Below are 17,936 nucleotides of genomic sequence, written 5' to 3' on the forward strand. Positions count from 1 at the left end.
CAAACGAGATCGTTGTGCGGTGCCATGCTCCGTCAACGGCAGGTGCGCCGCGCCTGGGTCGGGACGTCCAGAACGCTTGACCTCCAACAATGGGAGGCCATAGGATGCCCATTTCAAGAGGCGACCGCCTCTCCACGGAGCTCCCCATGCGCCGCTTCCTCGCCCCTTCGCTCGCCGCCCTCGCGGCGCTTTTCACGCTTTCGACCGCCCCGGACGCCGACGCCCAGGCGTACCGGGACGGACCGCCCCCACAGCACCGGATCGTCTATACCGATTTGACCTTGTTCCGGTGGAATCCGCTCGGCCTCATCACGGACGCCCGTTTCGTCTACCGATACCGCCTTTACAAGAGCGAGAGCGCAGCGCTCCGGGACAATTTCATCGGCATTGGACTCGCGCCCTCCCTGAGCGGCGCGTTCGCCCGCGGCGGCCCCACGATCCAGATCCAGCCGGCGAGCTTCCTCCAGCTCTGGGCGCTCTACGAGGGCATCGGGTATTTCGGCGCCTTCAACTTCCTGCAATCGTACCCCACGGCCGATGCGACGAAGGTCGACTACAGCGACACCGAGCTCGCGCGGCGCGGCGACCTCGAAAAGGGCGATCCGCAGAAAAACTATTCGACGACCGGGACGCAGCTCATCGCCGGCGCGAACCTCCAGTTCAAGTTCGGCCCCGTCGCGGCGCGCAACCTCTTCCGCTTCGGGCGCCCCGACATGAAGCTGCGCCAGGGCGACCGCGTCTTTTACGATATCTTTTACGATCTGCTCGTGGGCGACGGCGGCGTCTGGTACTCGAACGACGCCGATCTCCTCTACCAGGGCCTCGACAACCGCCTGACCGTCGGCCTGCGCTGGACGACGGGCCGGGCGTTTTACAACGACGAACATTTCGGTCCCGGCGACGACAAGACGCGCGCGCCCGGCGCCATCCACCGCATCGGCCCCATCGCGGCGTGGACGTTCAAGAAGCCGGACGGCGCGGCGCTCGAGCCGACGATCCTGCTCGTCGCAAACTGGTGGCTGAAATCGCCTTATCGCACGGGCCAGGACGTCTCGCAGGCCGTCCCCTACATCATCCTCGCGCTGAACATCACCGGCGACCTCTTGCCCGCGCCCGCCCAGGAGAAGCCGAAGACCGAGCCCGAGGCCACGAAGCCGCCGCCGAGCGAGCCGCCGGCCGCGCCCGCGCCTGCGCCCGAGCCCGCCAAGGAGCCCGCTGCGCCCGCCGAGCCGCCGCCCGCCGCCCCCGCCGCGCCCGAAGCCGCCGGGCCGCAATAGACCGAGCACCTCGTCGCTTTCGCCGCATTCGGCTACAGTTGCCGCATGCGATTCCTCCATCCCGAGCGAGACGAAAGCCTCGAGCTCGCGCTCGAAGACGTCTTCCTGACGCCAGGGTATTTCGAGGGCGTCTCGCGCCTCGACGTCGATCTCCGGCCGGTCGATTTTCCGGGCGGGTCGCACCCGATCGTCTCGGCGAACATGAATGCCGTCACGGGCAAACGCATGGCCGAGACGATGGCCCGGTTCGGCGGGCTCGGCGTGCTCCCCCAGGACATGGCCCTCGATACGACCGAGCGCATCGTCCGGCACATCAAAAGCGCCGATCCCCGCTACGACACGCCCCTCGTGGTCTCGCCGCGCGAGAGCCTGCGCGACGTGCAAGGCATCATCCGCAAACGTTCACACGACATGGTCGTCGTCGTGGACGACGAGCGCCGCGTGCTCGGCATCGTCACGCACGCGGATCTGCGCGATCGAGACCAGTACACGCCCGCCTCGGCGCTCATGTCCTCGCGCCTCGTGACGATCCCCGCAGGCACGCCGAACCGCGACGCATTCCTCCTCATGGAAGAGGCGCGCGTGAAAGCCGTGCCCGTGCTCGACGCCGAGGGCAAGCTCGTGGGCGTCTTGACGCGGGACGACGCCGTGCGGCTGGAGCTGCTCCGGCCGAGTTTGTCCACGAACGGCGAGCTCATGGTCGCGGCCGCGGTGGGCATTTCGGCGAATGCGCCCGAGTTCGCCCGTCGGCTCGTGGACATCGGGGTGTCGGCGATCGTGCTCGACACGGCGCACGGCCATCAGCGGCGCATGATCGAGGCCATCCGCGCCGTGCGGAGAGCGATCGGGACCGCCGTGCCGCTCGTCGCCGGCAACGTGTGCACGGCCGAGGGCACGCGTGATTTGCTGGAGGCGGGCGCCGACGTCGTGAAGGTCAACGTGGGCCCGGGCGCGATGTGCACGACGCGCATGCAAACGGGCGCGGGCCGGCCGACGTTCAGCTCGGTGCTCGCGTGCGCGCGCGAGGCGCACGCGCACGGAAAACACGTATGGGCCGACGGCGGCGTGAAATACCCGCGCGACGTGGCGCTCTACCTCGCGGCGGGCGCGTCGCGCGTGATGGTGGGCACGGCGCTCGCGGGCACGTACGAGAGCCCCGGCGACGTGAAAGAGGACCGCGAGGGCGCGCTTTACAAGGAGAATTACGGCATGGCGAGCGCCCGCGCCGTGCACGATCGGACGGCGGACATCGATCCGTTCGAGCGCGCGAAAAAGGGCTTCTTCCGGGAGGGCATTTCGACGTCGCGCATTTACATCCAGGAAGGCAAGGAGAGCGTGGGCGCGCTGCTCGTCGACATGATCACGGGCGTGCAATCGGCCGGCACGTACGCGGGCGCGAAGACCTTGCCCGAGCTCCATGAAAAGGCGGTGATCGGGGTGCAGACGCTCGCGGGCTACGGCGAGGGCAAACCCCACGGCGCCGTGCGGCGCTGACGCTCCCGGCGGAGGCGATGTTCGGGTAAGCTCCGGGGATGCGCTCGCCGCTCCTCGCCGTTTTGCTCCTCGCCTCCGCCCCGGGGTGCAGCAGCGAATCCTCCGAGCCACGCACGTCGACCACGTTCACGCCGGCCGAGCTCTCGCTCTACGTCGAGCTGCGCACGAACGGCGGCACGGCCCAGGTCCTGGTCACGATGCTCGGCGACGGGACGAGCGTCACGCTGGAAAACCCCGATCGTTTGAGCCTCGAAGAGCCCGGCGGACCCGCGCAAACCCTCGTCTCGGGCGGGTTCGGGTACGTGGCGCAGCTCGAAACGAGCGCCACGGAGCTCGACCTCGTGTTTTCGCGTGGCAGCGAGCGATTCGTGAGCAAGCTCGTGGCGCCGCCGCCTTTTTCGATCGTGGTCCCGAGCACGACAGCGTCGCGCGCGTCGCCCATCCCGATCCACTGGGACGCGGCGGACGGCACGTTCGAGACGTGGCTCGACGTGACGGCCCCCTGTTTGTCGTGGCCGATTTCGCGGTACTTTGCGGAGGATCCCGGCGTGTACGCGATCCAGCCGGCGGATCTCGCGATCGAGCCCGGGACAACCGACTGCGATTTCCGCGTGTGGATCACGCGGTCCTCGTCGAGCGGGACCATCGCGCCCGGGCTCGGCGCGTCGCCCGCGCCCGGCGGGATGCAAACGCGATCGATTCTGATCCCCACCTCGCCCTGAGGACGACGCCATGAACAAGAGACACCTCGAAAGAATTTTCGGCATGATCATCGCCACGACGGCGCTCGGGGCGCGAGGGCTCGCGTGCGGGCCCTGTCCGGACAACGTGGCCCAGATCCCGCTCCTGCCGCCGAGCAGCGACGGCGGCGTCGAGGACGCTGGCGACTGGATCGCCGACGAGTGCCAGCGCAAATGTCCGAACGGGATCTCGTGCGTGCCGACGTCGATCCCGCTCGAAGACGGGGGAGCGATGCCCGCGATCGAGTGCACGCAGATGGGGAATTGCGGCGCCGGGCGGCGGCCGCTCGGGCAACGCGGCCCGGCGCAATGTTGGGACACCAAGGACCTCGGGGCGGCGGGCGAATGGCTCGTGCACGCGGCGGCGCTCGAAGCCGGGTCGGTGATCGCGTTCCGGGAGCTCCGGCGGGATCTCGCCGCGCTCGGGGCACCTCGGAAACTCCTCCGGGCGGCCTCACGGGCGGCCGAGGAGGAGCAGAGGCACACGCGGCGCACGCAGGCGCTCGCGCGGCGGTACGGGGCGCGTGTGTCGGGACGAACGGCGGGGTCGACGCGGCGCGCGTCGCTGGAGGAGCTCGCGACGCACAACGCGGCCGAGGGCTGCGTGCGCGAGGCGTTCGGCGCGCTCGTGGCGCGGTGGCAAGCGACGTTCGCGAAGGATGCGGAGGTGCGCGTCGCAATGGTGCAGATCGCCGACGACGAGGCGCGCCACGCGGCGCTCGCTCATGCGATCGATGCGTGGGCGAGGCGGCGGCTCGGCCCCGCGGCGCGGGCGCGCGTGGAGGCGGCGCGGAGGGAAGCAGCGCATGCGCTGCTCGCCCCGCGCGTGCCGGATGCAAAGCGCGACGAGGCGCTGCGGGTCCTGGGTTTGCCCGGCGCGGCGGAGGCGGAGGTGCTCGCGAAAAGGTTCGTCGCGGCGATCGGGATCGACGCGGCGGCCTGAATCAGTCTTTTTTCCGGCTGTGGAGGACGAGCCCGAGCGCGAGGGCGCCGAGGGAGGCGAAGAGCGGCGTGGAACCGAGGGCCAGGCCGACGTCCTTGCAACCGTCGGCTTCGGCATACCCCATCTCGCGGATTTTCGCCTTCTGGGACGCGTCGATGTAATCCCCGCTGAGCGCATCGTCCGTCACGGCTCGGCCCCGCATCGCGCCGACGGGCCCCATCCCGATCGAGCCGAGCGATACGAGGACCGCGACCCCGCCCACGATCGCGCCGCCGAGCGGCTTCTTCAAAAGCGCGAGCAAGAAGCCGAGGGCCGCGAGGCCGAGCCCCATGATCGCGAAGAGCAGAATCACCCACGCGGGCCAGCCGCACATCTTGAACGTTTCCACGGGCGCCGATGGGACCGCGCGAGGTGCGGATTGTCAAGGTCAGCGGGGCGGGCGATCACCCGCGCGAATGCGGCCCTCGGCGACGGCCGTCGCGTACGGCGGCGCTTTGCCGGCGCGGAGTGAGTAGACGTCGAAGCGCATCGTCGCGGCGTCGGGATAACGCGCCTCCTTGTGGAACGCGAGCGCGATGTCGACGACGCGGCAGACCGGCGCGGGGATGTGCGGCGCGAGGGACGCGAGCGGAGGCGCGGGGCGCGTGGCCGCGGCGACGAGCAGGACCGCGCCTTCGAGATCGCCATGCACGTAACGACCGCCGAGGAGGCGGAACATGGTCGCGCCGAGCGCGAAGATGTCGGTGCGGCCGTCGAGCTCCTGGTTTTTCCCCATGGCCTGCTCGGGCGCCATGTACTCGTAGCTGCCGATGGCGACGCCCGTCCGCGTGGCCGTCTTCTCGGGCAGCTCCGCCGTGCCCTCGGGGAGCGCGTCGACACGCGCGATGCCGAAATCGAGCACCTTGATCCGCGCGTCCCTGCCGACGTGCAGGTTCTCGGGCTTGAGGTCGCGGTGCACGATGCCGAATGCGTGCGCGACGACGAGCACGTCGAGGACCTTGTGCGCGATCCGCAAAACCTCGTCGACGGAGAGCACGCCTTTGCGCGCCATGCGATCGAAGACGGTCTCGCCGTCGAGCAGCTCCATCGCGAGGAACGCCGCGCCGTCCTCGGCCACGCCCGACTCGTAGACCTGCGGCAGACCCTCGCAGAGCGGGCCGACGGCCGCGAGCGCGCTGCCGATGGGCCCTTCGCGGAGGAACCGCTTTCGAAGCTCGCGCACGTCGAGCAGATAAGGGTGGAGGACCTTGATGGCCGCGACGCACCCATCGGCGCGGCGACCGAGAAAGACGCTCGCCATGCCGCCGATGCCGATCACGCGCTCGATCATCCAGCTTCCGATCGACGTGCCGATGCGCCGCGCGGCGATCTCCTCGTCCGATTCCGACATCATGCGCGGCCGAGGGTACCACGACCGCGCCGCGAGCGGGTTACACTGCGCCCATGCTTCCGCGCCCGAACTTTCTTCCCGGCCTCTTGCTCGCGGCGATCGCGCTCCCGGCGGCCGCCTGCTGGCTCGACCTCGACCGCCTCGGCGCGGGCCTGCCGAGCGCCGCGGCCGGCGGCGGGAGCAATGTCGGGAGCAGCACCACGAGCGGCACCGGCGGCGGCGGTCCCGGGTCGCTCGTGCTCGAATGCGATCCGTGTCCCGAGGGAGGGTGCGCCCCCGTGCCCGTCGCGGAGGGGCCGGCGTTCGCGCTCGGCGCCGCGGATCTCGTGGCCGCGAGCGACGGCGTGTACTGGGTGAACCAGGAGGGCGGTGAGGTCATGCGGTTCGTCTCGGGCGCGGAGGCGCCGGAGGCGCTCACGACCGCGGTCGCGCCGCGTTGCCTCGTGGTGCGCGACGGAAACGTGTTTTACGGGGACGACGAGGGGCTCTGGTCCTGCGCGGCGGATGCTTGCACGGAGACGCGGCAGAAGGTCACGTCGTCCGTCGCGCAAGGCACGATCGGGCGCGTCGCGTACGACGGGGCCTCGGTCTACTGGACCGATCGCGGCGCGGCCGAGAGCGACGGCCGCGTGTACGGCTGCGCGCCGGGCGACTGCGCGACGCCGAAGGAGTATGCCACGGGGCTCTTCCGACCGGACACGATCCTCGCGAGCGGCGGCCAGCTCTTCTGGGTGCAGTTCGGCAATGGCAACGCCAATGGCGCGATCTATCAGGGTTCGTCCGGGGGAAGCGCGACGACCGTCGCGAGCGCGCTCGCGTTCCCCTCGTCCGTCGCGGTGGACAACGATTCGTTTTATTTCCCGTCGTGGCACCTCGGCGGCGCGGTCCAGCGTTGTCCGAAAGGCGGCTATTGCAGCGAGCCTTCGGCGATCAAGCCGGCGGAGGCCGGGGACAAACCCTTCGACGTGGCCGTCTCGGGGGGGCGCGTCTACTGGAGCGACACGGAGGGCGGCACGATCCGGAGCTGTCCCGCGGCCGGATGCGGGGCCGATGCGCCGCGCGTGCACACGAGCGGGCGGACGGGCCTCACGCGTTTCGCCCTGGGAAAGGCGTGTATCTTCTGGGTGGACGCGACGAACGGCGGGAGCGTGATGAAGGTCGGTCGATGAGCCGCGTTTTCCCGCGGCTCGGCCATGACGGTTGACACGCGGCGTGACTCGTGGCAGCGGGCGGGCGCGCGAAAGCGTCTGTGCCGGCGCCGGAGGGGCCCGGCGGGAAGGTATGTCGTCGTGCTCGGTCTCCGGGAAACGTGGTTGCGTGCGTGGGGCATGTCCGCGGCGCTCGTCGCCTTCATGGTCGTGTCGCCGGGCGAGGCGCGGGCCGGGGACGCGCCGCGCTGCTCGGCGTGGCGCGCGGCCGGCAAGGGCTACGAGAAGCTCGAGCTCCGGACGTGCGCGCAGCCCGAGGGCGACGACAGCGAAGCCGAGGGCGACGACGAGGACGCGGCGACCACCGTGGAGATCAAGAGCGGCTACGAGGACGCGCTCAAGGTCCGCGTCGAGCTCGTGACCAAGGGCGGCACGGTCGAGCAGCTCGACGTGAAGCTCAAGAACGGCGAGAACGCGGCCGGGGCGTGCAAGGCGTGCCGCAGCCACGACGACGTGAAGAGCTTCCGCGTGACGACGCAGGAAGGCGCCGGCGAGGGCAAGGACGCCACGCCCGAGGCGCTGCAGAAGGTGGCGGGCACGAACCACATGGAGGTGCTGGCCCGCGATCTGCGCCTCACGGACACGAACGCGAAGCGGCTCGAGCGCATCGCGGCCCGGTATCACAAGGCGACGAAGAAGCGGCTCGTGGTGACGGGCGGGACACGCACGCCGCAAAGGCAAGCGCAGCTCATGTACGACAAGCTGAAGCGCGGCGACGACGTGGTGGCGCTCTACGAGAACAAGGCCGCTGCGACCGAGGTGCGGAATGCCTATCGCGAGGCCGCCGCCCGCGGGGAGAAACGAAAAGGCGCGATCCGCGCGATGCGCGAGGTGATCGAGGCGCAGATCGGGCGCGGGACGTACGTGTCGAAGCACCTGAAGTCGGGCGCGGTCGACGTGCGGTCGTGGAGCATGGACGGCGCGCTGGAGAAGGCGCTGCGCGAGGCCGTGAAGCAGGAGCCGGGCGTGACGCTCATGGACGAGCGGGACGGGCCGGAGCCGCATTTCCACCTGAATTTGCTCTGATCGACGAGGCGAGGGCGCGGGCGCCCTTGACCTCGGTCGTCGCCTCATTTATAGGTTGGTCAACCAAACAACGGAGCGAAGGGTGGCCCGACCGTCGAACACCGAGGAGCGCCGGAGGCAGATCGTGGAGGGGCTGCTCGCCGTGATGGCGGAGCGCGGCTACGAGCGGGCCACGATCCAGGAGGTCGCGCGCGCGGCAGGGCTCTCGCCCGGGCTCGTGCACTACCATTTCCGCGACAAACAGGAGATCCTGCTCGTAGGCGTGAACGAGCTCGCGGCGCGGGCGCGGGCGCGGGTGGATGCGCGGGTCGCGCGGGCAAACAGCGCGCGGGGGAAGGTCGACGCGTTCCTCGATGCGTATCTCGCGACGGGCAAGGACGCGGATCCGGCCGCGGTGGCCGCGTGGGTGACGATCTCGGCCGAGGCCGTGAAGCAGCCGGAGGTGCGCGCGGCGTACGAGAAGGTGGCGCGGGAGGATCTCGAACGGCTGGAAGGGCTCTGCGCCGAGGTGATCGGCGCGCGGCGGGCGCGCGGCGTGGCGGCGGGGCTCTTTGCAGCCATTCAGGGGTATTTCGTGCTGGCCGCGGCGGCGCCGGGCCTCACGCCCAAGGGCTCGGCGGCGGCGACCGCGAAACGCATGGCGAAGGGCCTGCTCGACGAGGCAGCCGAAGACACGAAGGAGGCCGTGTGACGATCCAGCGGAGCACGCTGACGAAGCTCGGATTGCTTTCGAGCCTCTATTTCTCGCAGGGTTTGCCTTTTGGCTTCTTCACGGTGGCCTTGCCCATCCTGCTCCAGAAGATGGGTTTGTCCTTGCCGGCCATTGGCCTGAGCCAGCTTCTCGCGCTCCCGTGGGCGCTGAAGTTCCTGTGGTCGCCGTACATCGACCGGCGCGACGCGGGCCGGCTCGGGCGGCGGCGCGGCGTGATCCTGCCGATCCAGGTTCTCTCGGCGCTGCTCCTTTTGGGCCTCGCATTCACCTCGAAGGGCGCGCCGACGGTCGCCTGGCTCCTCGCGGCCGTCTTTTGCGTCAACCTGCTCGCGGCGACGCAGGACGTGGCGACCGACGGCCTCGCGGTGGACATCCTGTCGGGCCGAGAGCTCGGCTGGGGCAATGGCGTGCAGGTGGCGGCGTATCGCGTTGGAATGGTCATCGGCGGGGCTCCGCTCGTCCACGTCTTCGCCGCGGTGGGCTTCCGGATGACCCTCGTGAGCCTCGGCGTGATGCTCCTCGTCGCGACGCTGCCGATCGTGTTCTTCCAGGAGCCGCCGAGCACGCCGCGCCCGGCCCGCGAAAGCCCGAGTTTGTCCTACTGGATAAAGCGCCCGGGGGCCTTTTCGTGGCTCGGGCTGCTCTTCGTCTACAAGGCCGGCGAGAACTTCGCCACGGGGATGCTGAAGAACTATTTCGCGGACGAGCGAGGTGCGGGGCTCGGGCTCGAAGAGGTCGGATGGCTCGTCGCGGGCGTGGGTTTCACCGCGGGGCTCGCCGGCGCAGCGCTCGGAGGCGCGCTCGTGCGGAGGCTCGGATACCGACGCGCACTGATCGGGTTCGGGGTTTTGCAGACCGCCGGAGTGCTTTTGTATGCGCTCGTCGCGCGGCAGCAAGCGACGATGTCGATGCTCGGCGTCGCGTGCGCCGTCGAGCACCTCGCGAGCGGAATGGCCACGGTCGCGCTGTTCACGGCCATGATGGATTCATGCCGTCCGGAGCACGCGGCCGCCGATTACACGGTGCAAGCCTCGGTGGTGGTGGCGGCGAGCGGCGCGGCGGCGGCGGCGAGCGGGTTTTCCGCGAAGGCGCTGGGATACGCTGGGCATTTCACGCTGGCCGCCGCGCTGGCCGCGCTCGCTGTGGTGTTCGTGGGAATGGTGTTCCGGAGCGGACGAGGGCTCGAGGCGTCGGTGATGCGAGGCTGACTCCCGCAGCGCTCAGGGCGCCGGGAACTGCGGGTGCTTTTCGATGAGCGAGGCGATCTCGGCGATCACCGGATCGGCAAGCTCGGGGTCATACGCGAGGGCCGCGTCGTGCGCCTCGGTGAGGCTCTTCTTGCTCGGGCGTTTCAACGCCTCGGCATACATGACGATCACCTTGCCCTTCGGCAGCCCCTTCTTTTGCGCGTCGAGGAGCTCGCCGATCGTCGTCGTGACCTCCGTCGTCTGCTTTGCGTAGGTGATGGGCGTGGTCCAGACGGCGCGAATCGTGACCGGATCCATCGGATTGATGACGGCCGGATCGCAGGCCTTCAGGACCTGGCTGAAGATCATCGCGTCGTTCGGCGCGAGGTGCTGCGGCTCCACGTCCGTCTTGTCCGTCGCGTATTGCTCGCCGTAGAACTTGTGGATGTCGAAGTACCAGGGGAGCGTGAACTCGACGCTGACGCTGCGGGCCGCGACATCCATGGTCTCGTCGAATCGATTGGCGAGCATGTTCGTGGCCTCCTCGACGGAATCGAGATACACGTACGCGCCCCGGCCCTTGTCCGTCAGCGTATCCATGATCGTGTCGTTGTGCGTGAGCGCCGGGCCCGTCGCGACGCCGAGGAGATAGATGCCCTCCTTGTCGGCGTCCTCGGCCGCCATGGCGATGCGGTCGGCATCCGTGACGCCGACGGTCGCGCCGCCGTCGCTGATGAGGACCACGCGGTTCAAGCGCCCCGGCGCATAATGCTTCTGGGCGAGGTCGTAGCCCGCGTGGAGGCCACTCGCGAGATCCGTCCCGCCGCTCGCCGTGAGGGCGTCGACGACCGCGAGGATCGCGGGATCGTTCGGTCCGGTGGCCACGTGATCGGCGAGCAGGACGTTGTTCGCCGAGCCCCACGTGACGATTCCGACGAGGTCGCCCGCCGCGAGCTGCGACGCAATCGCGGAGACGGCGGCCTTCGCCCGCGTGAGGCCCGGGCCCTGCATGGAGCCCGAGGTGTCGACGAGGAACGTGATGTTCATCGGCTTTCGCGGCTGGATCGCGTTGAAGGAGCGCAAGGCGACCTGGAAATAGAGCTGCTCCGGAGCCTCCTTGTCGGCCTCGAGCTCGGGGAAGAGGGTGAGCTGGCCAGGCGGGGCCGCGGGATACAGGATCTGGTAGTAATTCAAGAATTCGTGGGTGCGGATTTCGCTCGGGAATGGCTCCATCCCGAGCCGGAGCAGGTCGCGGGCGTGGACCGGCGACGCCATGGAGTTCGAGTCGTCGGCCGAGACGAAGAAGGTGGCCGGCTTGGACTGATCGAGGCCCACGCAGCCAAAGGTGGAGTCGACGCTCAGGACGAGGGTGTCGTCCGGGTGGGGCGGAGGGGGCGGAGGCGGCGTAGGCGGCTCGTCGGGGCCAGCGCCCGCGGAGTTCGTGTTGCCGCCCGAATCGCTGGCACCGCTGCCCGGCTGCCCGCCGCTGCCCCCATTGCCGGCGGTCGGTTCGACCGGCGCCGAATCGGCCGCGCACGCGGCGAGCCCAAGGCCAAGGCCGCAGCTCCAGGCGCAGAGCGCGGAGAAGACGAAGGGAAGAGAAGACGATCGCTTCATGCAAGACCTCCAGGCGAAGGGAAGCGTGGCAAGGTCCGTGCCCTCCCGCACCTCGGCATCTCTGCCGCGAGGCCCCCAAAAACGAGCCGCGCCCCGGCCCAAGATGACACAGATCGCGAGAAAAAAGACAGGCCAACGCGCGAGGCCAAGCCCCTGCCGGCCGCGATAACCTTTGCGGATGCGCGGGCGCCGGTGAGGACGGAATGGTTCGTCCTGTAAACCGGTTTTCGGGGGGGATGCTCGCCTACCGCGCGAGCTGCGCCGGGACCGCGAGGCGGATCGTGCCCTTCGGGACCGCGAACTCGAAGAAGGCGCCGCGCCGATCCGCGATGCCCATGCGGAGGAGCCCGTCCTCCCGCACGAGCGCGTAAGGCGCGCGCGAGAGCGGCTCGTCCTTGCCGTCGGGCGCGACGAAGACGAGGACGTCGTCGGTGCCCGGCGTACGCACGGGAAGACGCGCGCAGCGGTTCGCCACGGCGGCGTTGCGATCCTCGCCGGTACATCGCGCGAGCGCGCGACGCTCGAGGTCCTTGCCCGTCTGCGCGCGAGAGACGTCACGCCAGAGCGCTTCGGCAGCCGCGAGGCGGACGGCCTCGGAGCGATCACGTTGCAGGAGGCTCATGACGAGCCCCGGCTCGCACGAAGCGCCCGCAAGCCCGACCGCGACGACGGCGTTGGCCCGCACGTAAGGTCGCGGATCGGTGGCCGCGCGGCAGAGCGAGGCCTGCACGTCGGACGCAGCGCCCTCGCGCGCCGCAATGCGGCCGAGCGCGCCCGCCGCATTGCCCGCGACGGCGACGTCGGGATCCGTGACAGCCCGCGTGAGCGCGGAGACGGTGTCCTTTTTGCCGACGGCGCCGAGCGACCAGGCCGCGTTCGCGCGCACGCCGGGATCGGCGTCGCCGAGCAGCGGGACGAGCACGGACGCGGCCTCCGGATGGCCCGCGAGCGCCTCGGCGACCTTGCGCCGATCGTCGATGCCGGACGCGACGAACTTGCGCAGGACCTTGCCGCTCGCCTCGCCACGCATGCGGCCGAGGCCTTCGAGCAAAGCATCACGCGCGACGTCGGGCGACGACGGGAGGGCCGCGCCGACACGCTCGGCGAGCGCAGGATCGGTGGCGCGCGACAGCGCCCCCGCGAGCGCGAGGCCAATCGCTCCGCGATCTTGCTCAGCCGCGACCTGGAGCCGTTCGAGGAGCTTCACCGCGGCCGAAGGGCCACCCGCACGCGCGATCGACGCTGCCGCCGCGAGCCGCACGTCCGCCGCGTCGTCGGCGATCGCATCGAGCAGCACGGCCTCGACCTTCGGCGGCGCGGGCGCGTACGCGCCGAGCGCTTCGAGCACCGCGAGCCGGAACGAGCGCGACTTCGTGGTCGCGAGCGGCAAGAGCACGTCATGCGCGCGCGGCGAGCCCGTGCGACCGAGGAGGCGCACGAGCTCGATCTTCTCGTCGGGCGGAGTCGCCGCGTCGAGCAGCATCGCGCGCGCCGGATCGACCGCGCGTCCGTCGGGCCGCGCCGGATCGAGCAGCTCCGAGGCCGCGCGGATGGCTTCACGTCGCACGGTGGGATCGGCGTCGGAGAGGAGCTCGAGCACCGCGGGGAGAGCCTCGGACGAACCGAGGAGCGCGAGCGCGCGGAGGCCATGCTTGAGGGGAAGGACGCCGCGCTGCATCGCGCGCACGGTCGGATCGAGCCCTTCCTTCGCGCCGAGCGCGCCGAGCACGAGCGCCGCGCCCGCCGCCGTGGAAGGCGAGGGCGAGCCCGACAGCACCGTGACGAGCTGCGGCGCCGCGCTCTTGCCCGCCATGACGAGCGCCTCGCGCACGGGCGAACGTGGCGCCGAGGGATCGTCCTTCGCGAGCGCGCCGATGAGCGCGCGCACCGCGCTCTCCGAGCCGATGCGGCCGAGCGCCCGCAGCGCCGCCGCGCGCACCTCGCCCGCCCCCGCGCTCCCCTGCCCCGGGCGCACGCCGGGCATGCTGGGCGCGAGGACGGCGTCGCTCCCCGATCCCGCTTCGAGGAGCGGCGCGATCGCCGCCGTGGCCTCGTCCGAGCGCAGCTTGCCGAGCGCGGTGACGGCCTCGACGCGCACGTCCTGCGAACCATCCTGCAGCGCGATCATGAGCGCGCTCGTGGCCCGCGCATCCCCGAGCTCGCCGAGAGAGCGCGCCACGGCGCGACGCACCTCCGGCACCGCGTCCTGCACCTTGCCGATGAGCGGAACGACCGCGCGTGGATCGGCGAGCCTGCCGAGCGCGCGCGCGACCTCGACGCGCACCTCGAGCGCGCTGTCGTCGAGGTGTCCGAGGAGCGGCGAGACCGCGTCGGGCAAACCCGAGCTGCCCATGGCCGACGCCGCCGCGACGCGGACCTTCGAATCCGGATCACCGAGCACGCGGCCGAGCGCCACGACGCTGCGATCCGTGGGCGAGGAGCGGATGACGTCACAAGCCGCGAGCCTTAGCCTCGCGTCGCCCTCGCCGAGCCAGCCGATGACGAGGTCCCCGGCGCGGGGCAATCGCAGCGCGATGGCCGCCTCGGCTGCCGAGAGCCGCACCTCGACGTCGGGATCGCCGAGCGCGCGCTGCGCGAGCGGGATACCGAGCTCCGAAGGGAGCTCGCCGATCCGCGGAGCCGCGGCGCGCCGCTCGGAGACGTCGGGCGAGGCGAGCGAGCGAGCGATGCGCTCGGGCACGTTGGGCCAGACGAACGCATCGGCCGCTCCGCCCGAAAAAAGCGAGAGCGAGACGGAGAGCGAGAGGAGGCCGGCTCGGACGAGGCTACGCATGCGGATCGAGCGCGTGACCGAACGCGCGACGCGCACCGTACCATGTTTTGCGGGTCGAGCCGGCTCGTCGCGAAGCGCGAGGCTCAGGAAAGCGGAGGAGGCGGAGCACTGCTACGCGAGGCGATGGGACGCACGCTCTCTTCACGTACGGGCGTACTCGCGCTCGAGCCGGCCGAGCTGACCGAGAGCTGCGGCTCGGCGGCCGTCGTGCGCTCCTTGGGACGGACTTTTTCGGGCGGCGGCGCGGCCGCGCGCAGGTTGATGAGCTTGTTCAGGAGATCGAACCAGAACGGCGCGCCGAGCGCGATCGCGATCGCCGTGAAGAGCCACCCGCCGAAGCGACGCCCGAACCCGCCGAGCGTCGCAGGTATCGCGCGACGATCACACGTGACCTCGGCCGTCGGAGTGCAAAGGAATCCGCGCCCCTCGGGCCAGCCCATCGGCAACGTGAGCTCGTCGAGGCCACGCTTGACCGCGACGACGCGCTTGCGCACGAGCTCCTCGGTCTTCTTCTCGTCGACGAAGACTTCGGACGGCTTCGCATTCGCATTCGCCTTCTGCTCCGCCACGACCTCCGCGGCCGTCTTCACCATGGCCGATTCGGATTTCACGCTCTCGGCCACCGCCGACGCCACGGACTCGCGCAGCACGGCGTCACGGTTGAGGCTGTCGAGCACGAGGAACGTGTCCACGTTCAGCACGACGGCCGAGAAGAGCCCCACGATGGAGATCAGGATGTGCGCCGTCCGCTTGTACCAGCCGGAGACGCTGTCCATCGCGCGATCGAACCACGCGGCGATCTGCTGCGTCGCGTCCTCGAGCGTCTTGACGCTCGCGTCCGAGACGAGCGCCGTGAGCGCGATGCGCGTGTCCTCTTCGAAGTCCTTGGCCTCGGCGAGGCGCTTCTTGAAGTCGTCGAGGCTCGCCGCGACCTTCTTCGTCGCGCCCTCGCCTCCGCCGTCGGTCTTCGGCCAGAGCCTGCTGAAGAAGCCTTTGAGCGCGCGGAGCGGGATCGACAGGATGCCGCGCACGAGCCCCATCCGCTCCGGCCTCCGCGATCGATCCGTGCCGTCCTTCCAGCCCGCGACCGCGTCGACGAGCGCGCGCGCAAAAAGGTCCGACGGGATGTACGAGGGGTCGCTGTCGTCGTCCTTCGTCAAACCGTCGATCAGCGGGTGCGCGTAGACCTTGTCCGTCAGCGTGCGGTCCTTGAGGAGCCGCTCGATGCCCTGCCGCAGCGTGACGGAGCGCAGCGACAAGATGCCGGAGATCGCCTCGGTGATGGCCGAGGCGATCACGCTGAGCAGCATGAAGACGAAGGAGATCCCGATCGCGACGTCGAGGATGGTCGATATGGACACGGCTACCTCCTCGCCGGCGGGACGCCCTGCCGGGCCTCCCGGCGCCCTTCCCCCACACGTGCCTCGAGCGCCGAGCCGACACGCTCATGGTCCCAGAGGATCCCCCCTCACGCAATCGAGGCCGGACAAAGAAAGGCCGGCCTGAGAGGCTGCCTTCGAATCGACCGCCTCTCGCTTGGCCAAGGACACGAAACTCGTGGTACGACGAGGCGTGGCCGACCATCGCGCCCGCCCCACCGTCCGCCCCCAGAGGCTCGCGCTCGGCGTCCTCGCTCGCGCTCCGATCGCGGGAACGGCGAAGCCTCACCTCTCTCCACCGCTCTCGCCCGAGGCCGCCGCGGAGCTCTCGTCGGCGCTCCTCGGCGACGCGCTGAACATGCTCGCCATCCTGCCGATGGCGTATCGCGCGGTGCTCAGCGTGTCCGACGAGGAGAGCGCGTTGCTGCAGAAGCTCGTGCCAGGGCGATGGCAACACGTCGTCTCGGCTGGCACGACGCACCTCGAGAAGCGGCTCGTCCACGGGCTCGAGCACCTCTTCACGACGGGCGCCGAGGCCGCGGCGCTCGTCACGAGCGACGCGCCGTTCATGCCGCTCGACGAGGTGTTCGAGGGCCTGCTCTGGCTCGCCGCCAAGCGAAGGCGCCTGCTGCTCGGACCGACGGGGCCGGGGGGGCTTTACCTCATCGGCACGACGACCCCCGAGCCTGCGCTCTTCGAGGGAATGGACTGGACCTCGCCCGGCGTGCTCGAACGCGCGACGAAACGCGCCGCGGAGCTCGGCCTCGAGACGCAGCTCCTCAAGCCGACCTACGAGATCGACACGCCCGCGGATCTCGATCGTCTCGCCCGCGATCTCGCGAGCGGAACGGGAGGCCCCGGCATGTCCGCGCCCGGATGCACCGCGTTCCTTTCGCGCGCGGGCATTCGGCCCGTGAACCGCTGAGCGGCGGGTTTTACTCGGCGTCCGCGGCGGGCTGATACCCGGCGGCCCACGAGCGGCTCACCGGCGCCACGCGCTCGGAGGGGCGCGGATACGTGTCGCGATCGAGGCCGTCGCCGAACATGCGCAGAAGCAGCTCGGCCTGCTCCAGCGCGGCCGGCGTGTCGACGTCGATCCATCGCGCGTCGCCCGCGTCGCACGCGAAGAACATCCCCTCGTCGGCGAGCGCGCGCACGCCCTCCGACAGCGAGCAATCGCCCTTCGCCGCGTACACGCGATCGAGCGCCTCCACGAGCGAGGGGCCGATGCGGAACACGCCCGTGTCGAGCGCGTCGTACGCCGGGATCTCCTTGCCGATGTCCACGATGCGCCCGCGCTCGACGCGCACCTTCGTGGCGTCGTCGAGATCGAAGCAGCGCGGGATGTCGTAATCGACGGCGAGCGCGGCCGCGCGGCTCGGCAGGTCGAGCGCGGCGAGCCGACGCACGATCGCCGGCGCGTACAGGTGATCGGCCATCGTGAGCAGCGTCCCCGGGACGACATGCTCACGCGCGGCGAGCAGCGACACGCCGTTCTTGCGCTCGTACTGCGTGTTGCTCACGAACGAGATCGACAGGCCGAGGGAGCTCTCCGCGAGCGCGCGGCGAATGAGCTCTTCCTTGTACCCCGTGACCACCACCACTTCGCGGATCCCCTCGGCGCGTAGCGTCCGGAGGATGCGAACCAGAAGCGGAACCCCGGCGACCGGCTTGAGGGGCTTGGGTGCGATCTCGCCGCTCACGAGGCGAGAGCCGGTGCCTGCCGCGAGCACGATTGCCCGCTCCATCGTTCGTTTTTCAAGCATGGAAGGTGCGATGCCCAATCCGAAGACGCCCCTCGTAGCACGCCTTCTGCCTGCAAAACAATTCCCTTCGGTCCGCTTTCAACGGCGGTGTTCCGGCGCCTCACAGTGTTGCAAAAGCGCAACACCCGCCCGACTTCGACATGCGGAGCCGAGCTGCATCACCACGCGCATCCGATGGGGATCGGCGTGCGAGGCGATCGAGGTGCATCTTCATTCAAAGCAAGCCGGAGGCCAGCGGAGCCGCTACCGCGCCTTCGCACCTTGCGCGCGTGCCGCCGGAAAATCGCGCTGAAACTTCGCAGGAGCGTCGTTCACGTGTGTGCATGCGAGCGAGGTCGAGCGTGCGCGTGGGGCGACAGTGCGACGTCGTTGCCAGACCCGCGGCGAACGTTCGCGTCAACGC

At 70.2% G+C, this 17,936-nt stretch carries 15 protein-coding genes; 9 read left to right on the top strand and 6 right to left on the bottom strand.

Annotated elements, in window-relative coordinates:
• The first annotated feature begins 104 nt into the window (after positions 1–104).
• Genes QHF84_RS14360 through QHF84_RS14375 form a run of 4 tightly spaced genes read left to right on the top strand, consistent with a single transcriptional unit; the run spans position 105 to position 4,454 of the window.
• Entirely contained in the window at positions 105–1,277 is a 1,173-nt protein-coding gene (locus QHF84_RS14360) for a hypothetical protein (RefSeq protein ID WP_281313844.1), read from the top strand.
• Between the two features lie 45 nt (positions 1,278–1,322).
• On the top strand, positions 1,323–2,771 hold the full coding sequence (locus QHF84_RS14365) for a GuaB1 family IMP dehydrogenase-related protein (RefSeq protein ID WP_281313845.1): 1,449 nt from the start codon (positions 1,323–1,325) through the stop codon (positions 2,769–2,771).
• Between the two features lie 38 nt (positions 2,772–2,809).
• Positions 2,810–3,493: a hypothetical protein gene (locus QHF84_RS14370; RefSeq protein WP_281313846.1), complete on the top strand. Its 684-nt coding sequence runs from the start codon at positions 2,810–2,812 to the stop codon at positions 3,491–3,493.
• A 10-nt stretch (positions 3,494–3,503) separates the two neighbouring features.
• Positions 3,504–4,454, top strand: a complete 951-nt coding sequence (locus QHF84_RS14375; protein ID WP_281313847.1) for a ferritin-like domain-containing protein — start codon at positions 3,504–3,506, stop codon at positions 4,452–4,454.
• Position 4,455: 1 nt separating this feature from the next.
• Here QHF84_RS14375 and QHF84_RS14380 read toward each other — a convergent pair whose 3' ends face one another.
• Complete coding sequence (locus tag QHF84_RS14380; RefSeq protein WP_281313848.1) at positions 4,456–4,842, bottom strand: hypothetical protein; 387 nt, start codon at positions 4,840–4,842, stop codon at positions 4,456–4,458.
• A gap of 39 nt (positions 4,843–4,881) precedes the next feature.
• Complete coding sequence (locus QHF84_RS14385) at positions 4,882–5,847, bottom strand: serine/threonine-protein kinase (RefSeq protein WP_281313849.1); 966 nt, start codon at positions 5,845–5,847, stop codon at positions 4,882–4,884.
• A 50-nt stretch (positions 5,848–5,897) separates the two neighbouring features.
• Here QHF84_RS14385 and QHF84_RS14390 point away from each other — a divergent pair, with 50 nt between their 5' ends.
• From QHF84_RS14390 to QHF84_RS14405, 4 genes are all read left to right on the top strand, one after another.
• Positions 5,898–7,013, top strand: coding sequence for a hypothetical protein (locus tag QHF84_RS14390; RefSeq protein ID WP_281313850.1), 1,116 nt, complete (start codon positions 5,898–5,900; stop codon positions 7,011–7,013).
• A gap of 120 nt (positions 7,014–7,133) precedes the next feature.
• Entirely contained in the window at positions 7,134–8,078 is a 945-nt protein-coding gene (locus tag QHF84_RS14395; RefSeq protein ID WP_281313851.1) for a hypothetical protein, read from the top strand.
• A gap of 82 nt (positions 8,079–8,160) precedes the next feature.
• Positions 8,161–8,769: a TetR family transcriptional regulator gene (locus QHF84_RS14400; protein WP_281313852.1), complete on the top strand. Its 609-nt coding sequence runs from the start codon at positions 8,161–8,163 to the stop codon at positions 8,767–8,769.
• Positions 8,766–9,998 (top strand): MFS transporter, encoded by a 1,233-nt coding sequence (locus QHF84_RS14405; protein WP_281313853.1) that lies wholly within the window; start codon positions 8,766–8,768, stop codon positions 9,996–9,998. Before QHF84_RS14400 ends, QHF84_RS14405 begins: the two co-directional genes overlap by 4 nt.
• 12 nt (positions 9,999–10,010) lie before the next feature.
• Here the strand turns inward: QHF84_RS14405 and QHF84_RS14410 are convergent, their stop codons facing one another.
• The 3 genes from QHF84_RS14410 to QHF84_RS14420 form a co-directional block, all read right to left on the bottom strand.
• Positions 10,011–11,594, bottom strand: coding sequence for a VWA domain-containing protein (locus QHF84_RS14410; RefSeq protein WP_281313854.1), 1,584 nt, complete (start codon positions 11,592–11,594; stop codon positions 10,011–10,013).
• A gap of 244 nt (positions 11,595–11,838) precedes the next feature.
• Positions 11,839–14,388, bottom strand: a complete 2,550-nt coding sequence (locus QHF84_RS14415) for a HEAT repeat domain-containing protein (protein ID WP_281313855.1) — start codon at positions 14,386–14,388, stop codon at positions 11,839–11,841.
• Positions 14,389–14,471: 83 nt separating this feature from the next.
• The gene (locus tag QHF84_RS14420) at positions 14,472–15,749 is read right to left on the bottom strand and encodes a hypothetical protein (protein ID WP_281313856.1); all 1,278 of its coding nucleotides are present in this window, start codon (positions 15,747–15,749) and stop codon (positions 14,472–14,474) included.
• Between the two features lie 211 nt (positions 15,750–15,960).
• Here QHF84_RS14420 and QHF84_RS14425 point away from each other — a divergent pair, with 211 nt between their 5' ends.
• Positions 15,961–16,692: a DUF2064 domain-containing protein gene (locus tag QHF84_RS14425; RefSeq protein ID WP_281313857.1), complete on the top strand. Its 732-nt coding sequence runs from the start codon at positions 15,961–15,963 to the stop codon at positions 16,690–16,692.
• A gap of 10 nt (positions 16,693–16,702) precedes the next feature.
• Here the strand turns inward: QHF84_RS14425 and QHF84_RS14430 are convergent, their stop codons facing one another.
• Positions 16,703–17,533 (bottom strand): NTP transferase domain-containing protein, encoded by an 831-nt coding sequence (locus QHF84_RS14430; protein ID WP_281313858.1) that lies wholly within the window; start codon positions 17,531–17,533, stop codon positions 16,703–16,705.
• Positions 17,534–17,936: the final 403 nt, after the last annotated feature.

The sequence above is a fragment of the Polyangium sp. y55x31 genome (assembly GCF_029946505.1).
Taxonomy (GTDB): Bacteria; Myxococcota_A; Polyangia; order Polyangiales; family Polyangiaceae; genus Polyangium.

Coding starts and splice junctions, on each gene's coding strand:
- QHF84_RS14360 (WP_281313844.1), top strand. CDS start 105: ATGCCCATTTCAAGAGGCGACCGCCTCTCCACGGAGCTCCCCATGCGC.
- QHF84_RS14365 (WP_281313845.1), top strand. CDS start 1,323: ATGCGATTCCTCCATCCCGAGCGAGACGAAAGCCTCGAGCTCGCGCTC.
- QHF84_RS14370 (WP_281313846.1), top strand. CDS start 2,810: ATGCGCTCGCCGCTCCTCGCCGTTTTGCTCCTCGCCTCCGCCCCGGGG.
- QHF84_RS14375 (WP_281313847.1), top strand. CDS start 3,504: ATGAACAAGAGACACCTCGAAAGAATTTTCGGCATGATCATCGCCACG.
- QHF84_RS14385 (WP_281313849.1), bottom strand. CDS start 5,847: ATGATGTCGGAATCGGACGAGGAGATCGCCGCGCGGCGCATCGGCACG.
- QHF84_RS14390 (WP_281313850.1), top strand. CDS start 5,898: ATGCTTCCGCGCCCGAACTTTCTTCCCGGCCTCTTGCTCGCGGCGATC.
- QHF84_RS14410 (WP_281313854.1), bottom strand. CDS start 11,594: ATGAAGCGATCGTCTTCTCTTCCCTTCGTCTTCTCCGCGCTCTGCGCC.
- QHF84_RS14415 (WP_281313855.1), bottom strand. CDS start 14,388: ATGCGTAGCCTCGTCCGAGCCGGCCTCCTCTCGCTCTCCGTCTCGCTC.
- QHF84_RS14430 (WP_281313858.1), bottom strand. CDS start 17,533: ATGCTTGAAAAACGAACGATGGAGCGGGCAATCGTGCTCGCGGCAGGC.